General features: G+C 72.4%; 14 protein-coding genes. 1 reads left to right on the plus strand and 13 read right to left on the minus strand.

Translation table 11 applies throughout. The features are described from left to right. Positions 1-8: 8 nt before the first annotated feature. A complete protein-coding gene (locus QNA09_RS13130) occupies positions 9-380 on the minus strand; it encodes an Rv2175c family DNA-binding protein (protein WP_026138005.1) in 372 nt (123 codons plus the stop codon). Positions 381-598: 218 nt separating this feature from the next. On the opposite strand from QNA09_RS13130, the gene pknB reads away from it, so the two are divergent. After that, entirely contained in the window at positions 599-2,599 is a 2,001-nt protein-coding gene (gene pknB, locus QNA09_RS13135; protein ID WP_017681751.1) for a Stk1 family PASTA domain-containing Ser/Thr kinase, read from the plus strand. 13 nt (positions 2,600-2,612) lie between these two features. Here the strand turns inward: pknB and QNA09_RS13140 are convergent, their stop codons facing one another. The 12 genes from QNA09_RS13140 to QNA09_RS13195 all read right to left on the minus strand — a co-directional run bounded on the left by QNA09_RS13140 (position 2,613) and on the right by QNA09_RS13195 (position 13,701). Next, positions 2,613-3,998, minus strand: a complete 1,386-nt coding sequence (locus QNA09_RS13140; RefSeq protein ID WP_010594365.1) for a class II 3-deoxy-7-phosphoheptulonate synthase — start codon at positions 3,996-3,998, stop codon at positions 2,613-2,615. Between the two features lie 90 nt (positions 3,999-4,088). Further along, positions 4,089-4,580: a polyadenylate-specific 3'-exoribonuclease AS gene (locus tag QNA09_RS13145; protein WP_010594364.1), complete on the minus strand. Its 492-nt coding sequence runs from the start codon at positions 4,578-4,580 to the stop codon at positions 4,089-4,091. A gap of 144 nt (positions 4,581-4,724) precedes the next feature. Then, positions 4,725-5,462: a 1-acyl-sn-glycerol-3-phosphate acyltransferase gene (locus QNA09_RS13150; protein WP_010594363.1), complete on the minus strand. Its 738-nt coding sequence runs from the start codon at positions 5,460-5,462 to the stop codon at positions 4,725-4,727. 131 nt (positions 5,463-5,593) lie between these two features. Then, complete coding sequence (locus QNA09_RS13155; protein WP_010594362.1) at positions 5,594-6,568, minus strand: ROK family protein; 975 nt, start codon at positions 6,566-6,568, stop codon at positions 5,594-5,596. 13 nt (positions 6,569-6,581) lie between these two features. After that, complete coding sequence (locus QNA09_RS13160) at positions 6,582-7,037, minus strand: hypothetical protein (protein ID WP_048771137.1); 456 nt, start codon at positions 7,035-7,037, stop codon at positions 6,582-6,584. Continuing rightward, complete coding sequence (locus tag QNA09_RS13165) at positions 7,034-8,254, minus strand: ArsA family ATPase (protein WP_017680376.1); 1,221 nt, start codon at positions 8,252-8,254, stop codon at positions 7,034-7,036. Before QNA09_RS13165 ends, QNA09_RS13160 begins: the two co-directional genes overlap by 4 nt. 32 nt (positions 8,255-8,286) lie before the next feature. Continuing rightward, on the minus strand, positions 8,287-8,724 hold the full coding sequence (locus tag QNA09_RS13170) for an SRPBCC family protein (protein WP_010594359.1): 438 nt from the start codon (positions 8,722-8,724) through the stop codon (positions 8,287-8,289). Positions 8,725-8,848: 124 nt separating this feature from the next. Beyond that, on the minus strand, positions 8,849-9,247 hold the full coding sequence (locus QNA09_RS13175; RefSeq protein WP_010594358.1) for a hypothetical protein: 399 nt from the start codon (positions 9,245-9,247) through the stop codon (positions 8,849-8,851). Positions 9,248-9,322: 75 nt separating this feature from the next. Next, positions 9,323-10,450, minus strand: coding sequence for a glycosyltransferase family 4 protein (locus QNA09_RS13180; RefSeq protein WP_017680375.1), 1,128 nt, complete (start codon positions 10,448-10,450; stop codon positions 9,323-9,325). 42 nt (positions 10,451-10,492) lie between these two features. Beyond that, entirely contained in the window at positions 10,493-11,821 is a 1,329-nt protein-coding gene (locus QNA09_RS13185) for a hypothetical protein (RefSeq protein WP_017680374.1), read from the minus strand. A 56-nt stretch (positions 11,822-11,877) separates the two neighbouring features. After that, complete coding sequence (locus tag QNA09_RS13190; protein WP_174557560.1) at positions 11,878-12,921, minus strand: NlpC/P60 family protein; 1,044 nt, start codon at positions 12,919-12,921, stop codon at positions 11,878-11,880. Positions 12,922-13,119: 198 nt separating this feature from the next. Beyond that, positions 13,120-13,701 carry a C40 family peptidase gene (locus tag QNA09_RS13195; RefSeq protein ID WP_010594353.1) on the minus strand — a complete coding sequence of 194 codons (582 nt, stop codon included), beginning with the start codon at positions 13,699-13,701 and terminating at the stop codon, positions 13,120-13,122. Positions 13,702-13,706 lie beyond the last annotated feature (5 nt).

Below are 13,706 nucleotides of genomic sequence, written 5' to 3' on the forward strand. Positions count from 1 at the left end.
GCCCGGAGTCAGAAGCCGAGTGCCTGCGCCCGGCGCATGACCTCCCGCCTCGCGTGGGTGTGCATCGCCGCGGCCGGAGAGCCGCCCGTGAGCGTGTCGTCGTCCCGGAACATCCAGTTCAGGATCTCGTCGTCCCGGAATCCTCCGTCGTGCAGCACCGCGATGAGACCGGGGATGCCCGTGAGGATCTGACCGTCGTCGTCGAAGAATGCCGCAGGCACCGCCAGCACGCCGTCCCGCTTGATCGCCAGGAGTTGGCGGTCACGCAGCAGCTGGTGGACCCGGGTGATCACCAGACCGAGCTGCTTCGCCACGTCGACCAGTTGGAGCACGGGTACGGAGCGGTCGAGGACGTCTTCGCTGTAAGGGATAGCACTCACGCTGCCAACGTTATCGGGTCCACGGCGGCGGGCCGTCAACGGCCGGTACGGGTGGCCACCGCGGCGAGCCGCGCAGGTGTCACCGCGGCGAGCCGCGCTCGGGCGACCGGACGGTTCGTGCGCTGGCTACGATCGACAGAGGCGAACCCGGCGGTCTTCCCCGTCGTACGCCGCACCTGACGCAGCAAGACGACGGCACGGACACGGGGGTACACCGGGTGAGCTCTGGAGGCGACCGCCTGATCGGCACGGTGCTCGAACGGCGCTACCGCATCGAGGCACCGATCGCCCGCGGCGGCATGTCCATCGTGTACCGAGGCACGGACCTGCGACTCGACCGTCCGGTGGCGGTGAAGGTCATGGATCCGCAGTTCGCGGCCGATCCCCAGTTCCTGGCGCGGTTCGAGTTCGAGGCGCGCTCGGTGGCGCGGTTGACCCATCCGGGTCTGGTTGCGGTGTACGACCAGGGACAGGACGGGGACCACGTCTTCCTGGTGATGGAACTGGTCGAGGGCGGCACGCTGCGTGAACTGCTGCGCGAGCGGGGCCCGATGCCCCCGCACGCGGCGGCGGCCGTCGCGGCGCCGGTGCTGGGGGCGCTCGCCGTGGCGCACCGCGCCGGCCTGGTGCACCGTGACGTCAAGCCGGAGAATGTGCTGATCTCCGATGCCGGGGAGGTGAAGATCGCCGATTTCGGCCTGGTGCGTGCGGTCGCCGCGGCAACGACGACGTCGCGCAGTGTCATCCTGGGGACCGCCGCATATCTGTCGCCGGAACAGGTGACCACGGGTACCGCGGACGCACGCAGCGACGTGTACGCGACCGGGATCCTGCTGTTCGAGATGCTGACCGGACGCACCCCGTTCACCGGCGACACGTCGCTGTCGGTGGCCTACCAGCGGGTCGATCGGGACGTCCCGGACCCCGGCGCCCTCATCGACGGGGTCCCGGAGCAGTTCGACGAGCTGGTCCGGCACGCCACCGAACGAGAGCCCGGTGAGCGGTTCCCGGATGCCGGGGCGATGGCCGCCGCGCTGAGCGAGGTCTGCGATGCCCTGGCGTTGCCCCGCTACCGGGTGCCCGCTCCGCAGCGGTCCGCGCAGCATCGTTCGGCCGCCGCGGAACCGGCGACGGCTACGGTGGTTCCCGCGCCACCGACCGTGGCCGTGCGCGCAGCGGCACCGCCGTCGCGACCGTTGCCCCCTCCGGCGGCTCCGGGTCTCGCCGCCCAGCTCTCCCCCGCCGGTCCGCAGCACACCAAGGTCGTCACCCAGCAACACCCGCGTGCCGAGACCTCGGGGCTCCGGGCCGAGCCGGCCGATTTCGCCGCCGAGCGCCGACGGAACCGGCGGACGACGCTGCTGTGGCTACTGGCGATCCTGGTCCTGGCGCTGGCCGTCGGCTTCGGCGGATGGTGGCTCGGGTCCGGGCGGATGACCACCGTCCCGAGCGTGCTCGGGGCCGATCGGGACACCGCGCTCGCGGCCCTGCAGGCCGCAGACGTGACCCCCGAGGTACGGGGGGAGTACTCCGACGACGCCTCCGTCGACACCGTGCTCGGCACCGACCCGGAGGCCGGCAGCCGGGTCGCCCGGGGCGACGAGGTCGTGCTGCTCGTCTCGCTGGGCCGGCCGACCGTGCCCACGATCGTCGGTGACGGCGACCGCGACGTCATCGAACAGGAACTGCGTAACCGGACCTTTGTCCCGGTGGACGGTGGCTCGGCCTACAGCACCGCCGTCGAGGAGGGCGGGGTCGCCGCGCTCGACCCGGCACCCGGCACAGTCCTTCCGGTGGGGGCGGAAGTCGCGGTGATCGTCAGCAAGGGGTCACCGCCGGTGGATGTGCCCGACGTCGCGGGCCGCACCGTCGACGAGGCCCGGCGGGCCCTGGACACGGTGGGACTCACGGTGCGCGAGTCGCGGGAGGTGTTCGACGCGGACGTCGATGCGGGACGAGTCGTCGGCACCGATCCGGCGATCGGGAACCGGGTCAACGCCGGCGGCAGCGTCACGCTGCTGGTGTCGAATGCCGTGAAGGTGCCCTCACTGCTGGGCCGCACGGTCGCCGCGGCGCGCGACGAACTCGGCCGGCTCGGTCTGGACGTCGAGGTGCGCCAGTTCGCGGGCTCCGACCGCTCGGTGGTGATCGGTCAGAGCCCGGGGGCGGGCGACCGGGTCGAGCCGGGCGGCACGGTGACCCTCACCGCCCTGCCCTGAGACCCTGCCGGAGTCAGCCGCGGAGCATCTCCGCGACCAGGAACGCCAGCTCCAGCGACTGCTGCGTGTTCAGGCGGGGATCGCACGCCGTCTCGTAGCGGCCGTGCAGGTCGATGTCGGAGATGTCCTGCGCGCCGCCGAGGCACTCGGTGACGTCCTCGCCGGTGAGTTCGATGTGGATGCCGCCCGGGTGCGTGCCGAGTGCGTTGTGCACCTCGAAGAAGCCTTGCACCTCGTCGACGATCCGGTCGAAGTGCCGGGTCTTGTACCCCGTGGACGCCTCGTGCGTGTTGCCGTGCATCGGGTCGCACTGCCAGATGACCTGACGTCCGGTCGCCTGCACCTTCGCGATGATCGCAGGTAGCAGATCGCGCACCTTCGCGTGCCCCATCCGGGAGATGAGGGTCAACCGGCCCGGCTTGTTGGTGGGATCGAGCCGCTCGACGTACTCAGCCGCCATCTCGGGCGTGGTGCTCGGACCGATCTTCAGGCCGATCGGGTTCGCGAGTAGCTCGGCGAAGGCGATGTGGGCGCCGTCGAGCTGCCGGGTACGGTCACCGATCCACAGGAAGTGCGCGGACAGGTCGTACAGCCGCGGGTGCCCGTCGGTGTTGTCGAGCCGCAGCATTGCCCGCTCGTAGTCGAGGACCAGCGCCTCGTGGCTGGCGTAGATGGTGGCGGCCTTCAGATTGGGGTCGACGACGCCGCACGCGTCCATGAAACGCAGGCCGCGGTCGATCTCGGAGGCGAGGGCCTCGTACCGCGCACCGGCCGGCGACGAGGCGACGAACTCCCGGTTCCAGTCGTGCACCCGGTGCAGGTCCGCCTCGCCGGCGGCGGTGATGGCCCGGACCAGGTTCATCGCGGCGCTGGCGTTGGCGTAGGCACGGATGAGCCGGGACGGATCGTGTGCGCGCACGGCCGCGTCGGCGACGAGGGAGTTGATCATGTCGCCCCGGTACGACTGCAGCCCGAGCGCATCGATGTCCGACGATCGCGGTTTGGCGTACTGCCCGGCGATCCGTGCGACCTTCACGACCGGCAGCGACGCGCCGTAGGTCAGCACGACGGCCATCTGCAGCAGCGTGCGGATGTTGGCCTTGATGTGCGGCTCGGTGTTGTCGGCGAAGGTCTCGGCGCAGTCGCCGCCCTGGAGCAGGAAGGCTTCGCCGCGCGCGACCGCGGCGAGGTGGTTCTGCAGCTCCTCGACCTCGCGGGCCACGGTGATCGGTGGCACGCTCTCGAGCACGGTGCGCATCGCCGACGCCTGGTCCTCGGGCCAGCTCGGCTGCTGCAGGGCGGGCTTGGCCAGGGCCGCGTCCAGCCGTTCGCGCAGCTCGTCGGGGAGCGGCGGAAGGGTCGGCAAGCGGTCGATCGGCACATCGACAGTCCAGTTCACACCATCAGGATATGGCCCCGGCGCGACGACGGATACGCACCCCCGGGTAGGTCGACGCCACACCCCGCGCGCCGACCTCGGCACGGGGCCTCAGCGGCGTCGTCGGGCGGCCTCGATGGCCTCGAACTTGGCGAGGTTGTGACGCGCGTCGGCGAGGGCGTCGTGATTGTCGTCGGGTACGGCCGGAAGCGGCGGCCTGCCGTGCTGTTCCCAGTGCTGGCGCAACTCGCGGGTGAACTTGGGCAGCGCGTCGGGCAGTTCCGGCATCGTGCCCCAGAGCTGGACGAGCGCGACGTGATCGTAGGCCCCGAGCCAGGCCCACAGTTCGGGCTGGATGCCCGGCCGGGGGATCAGGAAGGACAGCAGGTCGTCGCGGATGCGGGTCCGGGACCTCCAGGCGGGGTGCGCGGGGGGCGGAAGCTTCGGCAGCACATTCCGGCGTACCCACGGCCCGGCCCGCTCGGGATCGAATTCGGTCGACACCGCATAGAACTCGCGCCCGTCCTCGCAGGCGACACCGATCGACACGAGCTCGATGGTGCGACCATCCTCGATGAACTCGCAGTCGTAGAAGTAACGCACGTGCGCACATTATGCCCGGCCACGGCCGGGGCGGTGCCGCCGGCGCCCGGTCACAGTCGGGGCGGTGCCGCCGGCGCCCGGTCACGGCCGGGGCGGTGCCGCCGGCGCCCGGTCACGGCCGGGACGGTGCCGCCGGCGCCGGCGTCAGCCGGCCTGCGTGTCGGGCAGGCGGTCCGCGTCGGCGGCTGCGGACGCCGCATCCTCCTCGGCGGGCCGGTTCTTGAGGGTGGCGGCGTAGATGTCGACGTACTGCTGGTCCGACAGGCGCATCAGCGCGTACATCACCTCGTCGGTGACGGTGCGCTCGACGAATCGGTTGCCGCTCATGCCTTCGAAGCGGGAGAAGTCGATCGGTTCACCGATCCGGACCGTCACCTTGGCCGGCTTCCACATCTTCGACCCGATGGGGTTCATCTCGTCGGTGCCGATCATCGCCACGGGGATCACTTTGACGCCGGTCTGCAGGGCGAGCCGGGCGATGCCGGTCTTGCCCTTGTACAGGCGCCCGTCCGGCGACCGGGTGCCTTCCGGGTAGATGCCGAGCAGCTTGCCCTGGGAGAGGACGCGGACACCGGCGTTGAGGGCGTCCTGCGCCGCATCCGCCCCGGTGCGGTCGATCGGGACCTGACCGACCGCGGAGAAGAACCAACGTTGGAACCGGCCCTTGAATCCGGTGCCGGTGAAGTACTCGCTCTTGGCGAGGAAGGTGATGCGCCGCCGCACCACGAGCGGAAGGAAGAAGGAGTCGAGGACGGCTTTGTGGTTACTGGCGAGGATCGCGGGGCCGTCGGTCGGAATGTTCTCCGCACCTTCGATTTTCGGCCGCCCCATGAGCCACAGCAGCGGCCCCAGCAGGACGTACTTGAATAGCCAATACCACATGGCGTCCTTCCCCGTCTCCGAAACGCGCAGGCAGACCGTGCCTGCCGATCGACTCTACGACGGCGAGGTGTTGCCGTGCACACCGTGGCATGCCGGGGTCCCGCCTCACACCGACGGACGTGACGAGCATCTCACTCGCTCGGTCCGTTTCGTCCGGACCGGTGCCGGGCGAGGTCGGCCGCGCCCACCAGGCCGGCGGCGTCGCCGAGGTGTGCGGCACGGACCCGCGCGAGCGGCCGGTGGCCCCGGCCGGTCAGGGCCGCCGCGTAGTGTCCGCGGGCGTCGTCGAGGAACAGGGACGCCGACTCCGACACTCCGCCGGCGACCACCACCAGTTCCGGGTCGAAGAGGTCGGCGACCATGGCCAGGCCGAGTCCGAGCCAGCGGGCGAATTCCCCCATCGCCGCGACGGCGAGCGGGTCGCCGTCCTGCGCGGCTCCGGCGATCCGTCGTCCGGTCAGCGCGCCGGGATCCGCCGCGACGTCGCGGGTGAGCTGGGAGGAGCGGTCCGGACCTGCTGCGAGCAGCTCGATCGCCGTGTCGACCAGCGCGGTGCCACTGCAGTACCGCTCCCAGCAGCCGCGCTTCCCGCACGCGCAGGCGCGCCCGTCGGGAACCACCTGCAGGTGCCCGAGTTCCGGGGCGATGCCGTGCGCACCCCGGAACAGCACACCGTCGAGCAGCAGGGCGGCGCCGATCCCGGTGCCGACGGCGACCAGCACGGTCGTCCGGACACCCGCGGCGGCACCGAACCGGTACTCGGCCCACGCGGCGGCGTTGGCGTCGTGCTCGAGAACCACCGGCAGGCCGATCCGCGCGCTCATCCGCTCCGCCACGGGCACATCCGCCCACGGGAGGTGCGGGGCGTAGCGGACGACGCGACGGTCGGCGGTGAGGAACCCGGCGACGGCGAGACCGACGGCGGTGACCTCGTTGCGGCCCGCCAGGAGGGCGACGGTGCGGTCGAGGGCGCCGTCGAGGGCACGGGCCGAGTGCGGGGTCGGCGCCCGGACGGTGTCGACGACGGTGCCGGTACCGTCGACGACGGCCGCGCGGATGCTGGTGCCGCCCACGTCGATTCCGATCGTGAGTCGATCCGTGCTCACGGCGTGGGTCCGATCAGCGTCGGATCGTGACCGAGATCGGCACGAACGTGCCGTTGCGGCCGGGAGCCGGAGGCGGGTCCTGCGGACCGGGCGCGTCGGGGGCGGGTCCTCGGGCCGGAAGGTACCGGGCGAGCAGGTCCCGCAGCAGCGCGATCAGGGCCGCGATCTGAGTTGCGAGCCGGGTGAGGAGCTCGTGCGGCTCGCCCCGGACGGCGGCGGCCACGGCGCACAGCGGGCACCAGCTGCAACCGCCCGCCGTCGAGGCGGACGTGTCGGTAGCGGGCTCGGTCCCCGCATCGGGCGACACCGCGTCGGGCGACACCGAATCGGGCGACACCGAGCCGGGCGCCGGCGACCGGGGGGACGACTCCGGCTCGGCGAATCGCTGCACCGTCTGCTCGAGCCGGTCGAGGACGGCATCGGCCAGCGCCCGCAGTTCGGCGACGAGGACGTCGTGGTCGGCGCTCATCGGGGCCACACCGCGGGATCGGGACGGAACCGCACCAGCAGGTCGGATCCTTCGAACTCGGCGCCGGCGACGGTGCAGCGCCGCAGACCGGACGCGAGCCGCACCCGGCGGCGCAGGCCGTCGGCGCCGATCACCAGGTCGTCGTCGACCCGGCCGAGCGTCAGCGATGCCGCATCCGCCAGCGGCAGATGCATCCGCATCGTGTACACCGCATCCACCCCTGTCCCCGATTCATGCTGGACCCGCACCGGCTCGAGGCCGGCATCCTCCTGCGTGAGCGGTGCTGCTCCGTCCGGATGCAGCGACTCCGCGAGCGCCGCCAGAGAGGCCAACCCTACCGGTTCGGCACACCGCTGCTCGCACTCGACCACGGTGACGTCGCCGAGGGTCGACGCGATCTCGGCCACGATCCGGCGCTGTCCGCCGCGCTGTTCGGCGAGCCAGGCCGCGGCGGGTCCGGTCTCCTCTGCCGGGAGGTCCGGGACGATCCGGTTGAGGATCACGCGTTCCAGCCGTAGCCCGGACAGGGCCGTCCAGGACCGGAGTCGTCGCGTTTCGGCGATGCCGAGCCGGTCGGCGGTGGCGACGAGGTCGACTCGGGTGCGCGTGCGGTCGCCGAGCAGGTCCTGCACGGTCGAGACGTGTTCGACGACGCGGTCGACCAGTGCCACGACCAGGGCGAGGCGCGGGTCGGCCCCGGTCGCCGCGACGATGCGGCTGTGCCGGGGCCAGATCCGCTCGATGTACTCCGAGGCCGTTGCCGGCGCGGCGAGCATGCGGAAGGCGTCCGCGGATGCCGGCAGATCGACGATCACCTCGCCCCAGCGTCCCGACTCGGCCAGGCGGGCCACCTCCCCGAGGGCGAGGATCTCCTGCGCGCCGGGCAGGCCGGTGAGTTCCTCGGCCGCGGGGATCCCGAACCGGTCACCGTGCCCGTGGGCACCGCCCGCGGCGGCGAGCGCGGTCAGGAGCGCAAACCGCTGCTCGAGCAGCGCGAGCGAATCGATTTCCAGCGCGTCGAGACCCTCGGCGACCGGCACGATGCGGGCGTCCACGGACCCGGTCGACGCCGGATCGACGGCCAGCACGTCGGTCAGCGAGTGCGCCTGATCGAGCGAGACGACGAGGGTGGGAACTCCGGAGCGGGCTGCCGCGAGGGCGGTCGCCGCGGCGAGGGTCGTCTTTCCGGCGCCCCCCTTGCCGACGAACAGCCGCACGGCGGCGGGGCCGGGCCGCCCGGCGAGCCCGCTCAGCCTTCCACCCGCTTCTTGAGTTCCTTCAGCGCGGTGTCGGTGATCACCTTCTCGGCTTTCCGTTTGAACAGTCCGATCATCGGGATGGTCAGGTCCACCGTCAGCTCGTAGTACACGGTGGTGCCGCCCTCCGGCGCTTCGGTGAGGATGTAGGAACCGAACTGGGCCTTCTGGATCTCCCCGGCGACGAGCTCCCAGCTGACCGACCGGCCGTCGGAAGCCCACTCGTAGACCAGCTCGTACGTGTCGCGCACCACGCCTGCGTCGAGCACGAACCGGACCCGTTCGGCGCGGCCTCCGGACTCGACGGCGAGCACTTCCACGGATTTCGCTGCCGAGACCCAGGCCGGGTACGCGTCGAAATCGGCGATCACGGCCATCACCCGATCCGACGGAGCATCGATGGTGATCGACCGCTTGGTCTTCTCGGCCATGCGACGAACGCTTCCTTTCCGTCTGTCCCCTCGTCCTACCGGATCGGCACACGCGGGAACCGCTGTCTATCACACCGTAGTAGTTCCGGTGCGGGCTCGTCGCCTGCAGGTACGGCCCCGTCGGTCAGGGGCGGGGGTCCTGTGGAGGTTCGCCGGCGGCGCGCCCGGCGTCGAGCCGCCGCTTGACGTCGAACGTCATGACCTTGCCGGCGACGCGGCGCCGGTGATTCATGGCGGCGAGATCCCACCCCCCCGCCTTCTCCGGCGGCATCCCGGCCGGTTCGCAGTGCAGGAAGTAGTGCACGATCGCGCCGTCGAGCATCGGCTCGAGCCAGACCTCCATCGTGCCGGTCAGCGCCCCGCCGACCGACCATCGGATGCCCTTCTCGGCTCGGTCCTCTCGGACCGTGAGGTCCAGGTCGGGCCACCACGAACGCCAGCGGTGGGGCTGGGCGATCTCGGCCGCGATCCGCCTCGGCGCCGCGGCGATGAAGGCCTGATCGGCCACCTGAATGCTGCTCACGGGGACAGCTTCACACATGGCCGGTCCCGGCTCGTCCAGGGGGTTGCATGGGGTCGGGGCCGGACGGTCGGCACGTCAGGCCAGCAGACGCCGCAGCTTCTCGCCGAGCACGTCCCACCGCCATTCGGCGCCCACCCAGGCGCGGCCCGCCGCGCCCATCGCCGCCGCGCGGTCGCGGTCGGCGAGCAGGTCGGCGACGGCGGCCGCCACCGCCGCGACCGACGTGCCGTCGACGACGACACCGGTCTCTCCTTCCCGCACGGTTTCCGGCGCGCCGCCGGAGCGGCCCGCCACCACGGGCACCCCGGTGGCGGAGGCCTCGAGATAGACGATTCCGAGACCCTCGACGTCGAGGCCGGCGCCGCGCGTACGGCACGGCATCGCGAACACGTCCGCGAGGGTGTGGTGGGCGGCGAGCTCGGCGGCCGGCACTCCTCCGGTGATCACGACGTGGTCCTCGACTCCGACCGTGCGGGCCAGCTTGCGGAGGCGGTCGTGGTACGGGCCACCGCCGACGATCACGAGCACCGCCCCGTCGACACGGCGCCGGATCTCGGGCAGTGCACGGATGAGCATGTCCTGGCCCTTGCGCGGCACGAGCCGGGACAGGCACAGCACGGTGGGGCGGTCCCCGAGCCTGTACCGGGCGCGCAGGTCCGCGCGCGCCGCTGGATCCGGCCGGAACACCTCGGTGTCCACGCCGGACGGCAGGTGCTCGAGACCTGCGCCGGGCCCGAACGCCGAGGCGAATCGACCGCGGGTGTACCGGCTGACGTAGGTGACGGCGTCGGTGGTGTTGCCGATGCGGCGCAGCGCCCGCCGTCCGGCGGGCACCATCGACCAGCCGACCTCGTGCCCGTGGGTGCTGGCCACGATCCGGCGGGCGCCGGCGCGACGCAACCCGGGAGCGAGCAGGGCCAGCGGCGCCGCAGCGCCGAACCACACGGTCTCGCAGCCGCGATCGGTCATCAGCCGGGCCGCCCGCCGGGCCACGGCGGGGGTCGGCAACATCAGGGTCGTGGGGTGGCGGACGACCTCGAAGGGTTGCCGGGCGTCGAACGTCACGTGACTGTCCCCTCGCCATCGCGGGGCGTAGACGACCAGGTCGTCGGGCGGCACCTGGGCCGCGAACGCCTGCAGGTAGGACTGGATCCCCCCGGGCCGGGGCGGAAAGTCGTTGGTGACCAGCAGCGTTCGGGGCATGCGCTCACCGTAGGCGGTGCCGCGGTGGGTCCGGACGGCGGGTCAGCCGACGGGAGCCGGCACCTGCCTCTCGAGCCGGCTCCCCCATCGGTCGACGAGCTGATCCGCGTCCACACCGAGCACGTCGCCGAGGGCGGCGTCGAGCTCCCGGGTGTCGGCAGGCCCGGCGGACAGCCGCCGGTACAGGGCGGTGAGCCGCTCGCTGCCGAACTCCTCGGCGACGAACGCCGCGATCGACCACGCGCTCTCGTACGCCAGACGCGCGCCGTCGCCGGCGAACTCGGCGTCCGCGGGCAGCGTGCTCGGCGCCCCGCGCTCGGCGACGACCGCGGCGAGGGTGGGCGCGATCGCGGCGAGGTCGCCGCCGGCACCGCGGTAGCCCACGTAGTCGGCATAGCCCTCGAGGATCCACAGCGGCGACCCGTCCACGGTGTCGGTGCGCGCCGCGACGTGGGTGAGTTCGTGGCGCAGGATCGCCCGCAGCCCCGCCTCGTCCAGCCGCTGCTCGGCGGCGGGACTGAAGACGATGCGTTGACCGGTGGCCCGGCCCCGCTCGTGGTCGACAACGTCGGAGACCGCGACGGCAGCGATGTCCGCGCCGTTGTAGCGGCTGCCGACCTGCGCGGTGAACTCGTCGTGCGAGGCGGTGACGAGCACGAGGGCGCGGCGGGGCCATCCGGTTCCCCACACGGCGTCCACGGCCTCGACGGCGGAGGCGAGTTCGGCGGCGATGTCGGCGACGAGGGACGAGTGCTCGGGGTGGCCCACGACGAGGGACCGGTTCCCGGCCCCGGTCTCCACTGCCCGGACCTCGAGTGGGCCGAAGTCCCACGGCCCCCGCCAGGTGGTGGTGTCCGTACCCGGCAGCGGGCGGTCGTCGACGAGGTGCCACCGCTCTCCCCGGCGGGCGAGGACCACCGTCACGGGCTTGCGCGTGGGTTCGTCGTCGATCCCTTCGACGGCGTAGCGCAGCAGGACGGTGAGGGCACGGGCCTCGTCGGCGCCGAGCCGGGCCACCAGGTCGCCGGTGACGTCGGTCCCGAGGTCCGGTCCGAGCTCGTAGGCGAAGTCCGCCAGCGGCAACGCGGCCAGGGCTTCGGCGCGGCGCACCTCCGCCTCGAGCAGACCCGGGCGGGCGCGGGGATCCACGACGGTGGCGAGCACCGCCCGGTCGGCGGTGCGCACGGCCCGGGACCATGCATCGAGCAGTCCCTGCACGGCGCGGTGCGACGCCGGTTCGGCCGGGCCGTCGTCGGGCGTGAACGCGAGCGAGAGACCGACGGCCACGACCGCGACGACCAGTCCGGCGACACCGAGCCGTTCCCACCGGCGACTGCCAGGGGGACGGGGCGACGAGTAGGGCGCGGGCACGGCGGCCAGTGTAGGTCGCGCCCACGACCGCGCCGCGGGGGTGGGCGCGACGGACGTCAGTACCGGCGGGCGTTGTGGAACGGCATCCTGTCCATCGGGGCAACCTTGACCGGCACGCCGTAGGTGGAGGCGTGCAGGACGTTGCCGTTGCCCGCGTACAGCCCCACATGCGAGGCGTCGTCGTAGAACGTCACGACGTCGCCGGGTTGGAGCTGATCCCGCGGGACGGGGGTGCCCCCCTGCGCCTGGGCCTGGCTCGACCGCGGCAGGTTCTTGCCGATCTGCTTGTAGGCCCACACCACCAGGCCGGAGCAGTCGAACTCGGACGGGCCGGTGGCACCCCAGCTGTACGGGCTGCCGATCCGGGTCATGCCGGCCTGCAGGGCGCCGCTGCCGCTGCCGGGGGCCAGACTCGACAGGATCTTCTCGGCATCGAATCCCGGGGGGAAGGGGGCGCCGGCCAGGGTGGCCTTCTCCTCGGCGCTCAGGTCGGCAAAGGCCGCGAGCACCTCGTCGATCCGGGCCTCGAGTTCGCTCTGCTGCCGTTGCAGCTCGTCCCGCACGACCTGGGCCTGCTCGGCGGCGGCGCGGGCCTCGTCGGCCGAACGCTCGGATGCGAGCGCAGCCTCCGCGGCCGCGGCCGACGCGGTGCGGAATCCCGCGACCTGGTCGGCGGTCTGGTGGGCGATGACGTCGAGCGCCGACATCTGGTCGAGCAGCTGCTGGGGCGAATCGCTGACCATCAGGGCGAACAGCCGGTTGGTGCGGGCGCCGCGATAGTTGGCGACGGCGAGCTTGTCCACGGTGGGCCGGAAGACGGCCAGTTCCGCTTCCGCGGCGGCCAGCGCCTCGCGATCGCGCGCCAGAGCTGCCTCGGCGGCCCGCTGGGCCTCGACCTTCGCGTCGAGGTCGATTCCGGCGTTGTGCAGCGCCTCGGTGGTCTGCTCGGACTTGCGCGACAACTCGGCCAGCCGTTCCAGTGCGGCGGTGGGGCTCTCCCCCACCGGATCGGCACCGGCCGGGACGGCCACCGAGAACACCGCGAGGAGCACCCCGATCATCAGCGCCCGAAGCGACCGTTTCGTCCTGTCCACCACCACGGGACCAGGTCCTTTCGTTCGACGTTGCGCACCCGTTACCCGAAAAATCTCGATCAGGTTACGGAAGGGCTCCGGTTCGTGTCTACCCGCCGGTAGCTCACCCTGCGCCGGTAGTGCCCGTCCGGAGCGTCAGCGGGGGCGGACCGGCGTCGACCGGTCCGCCCCCGCTGCAGTGCGTGACAGTCGTGGAGTCGTCGCTCAGTAGCGGCGGGCCCCGTCGACCGGCATCGAGTTCATCGGCGCGATCTTCACGGGCTGACCCGAGGTCGACGCGTGGATGACGTTGCCGTTGCCGATGTAGATGCCGGAGTGGCTACCGCCGTAGAACGACACGACGTCGCCGGGCTGCAGCGCGGAGACGTCCACGGCCCTGCCGGCGGCGGCCTGGTCGTAGCTCGTGCGCGGCAGGTTCAGACCGGCCTGCTTGTAGGCCCACTGCACCAGGCCGGAGCAGTCGAAGGCATTCGGACCGGCGGCGCCGTAGACGTAGGGGGCGCCGAGCTTGCTGTGGGCTGCGTCCACGGCGCGCTGGGCGACCGAGGTGACCGGCGCACTGAAGGGCGCGGCCGGAGCCGGTGCGGCACCCTGCGGGGCCGGCGGGACGAGGTTGGCGACCTCCGGCGGGAGGGTCACGCCGGCCGGCAGGTCGAACGAGCCGACGCCGGGGATGGTGACCGGCTCGGCGAGTGCGGGTCCGGCAGAGACGGTGACCGCACCGAGAGCGAGGGCACCGGCAACGACAGCGCGCCGGACGGTGCGCTTGGAAATCTGAGACGCCACGAGGG

The organism is Rhodococcus sp. AH-ZY2 (assembly GCF_030916465.1).
GTDB lineage: Bacteria > Actinomycetota > Actinomycetes > Mycobacteriales > Mycobacteriaceae > Rhodococcus > Rhodococcus ruber.

Bases quoted from the DNA above. Each gene is read 5' to 3' on its own strand.
- QNA09_RS13150 (WP_010594363.1), bottom strand. From the start codon at position 5,462: ATGTGGTATTGGCTATTCAAGTACGTCCTGCTGGGGCCGCTGCTGTGG.
- QNA09_RS13160 (WP_048771137.1), bottom strand. From the start codon at position 7,037: ATGAGCGCCGACCACGACGTCCTCGTCGCCGAACTGCGGGCGCTGGCC.
- QNA09_RS13170 (WP_010594359.1), bottom strand. From the start codon at position 8,724: ATGGCCGAGAAGACCAAGCGGTCGATCACCATCGATGCTCCGTCGGAT.
- QNA09_RS13180 (WP_017680375.1), bottom strand. From the start codon at position 10,450: ATGCCCCGAACGCTGCTGGTCACCAACGACTTTCCGCCCCGGCCCGGG.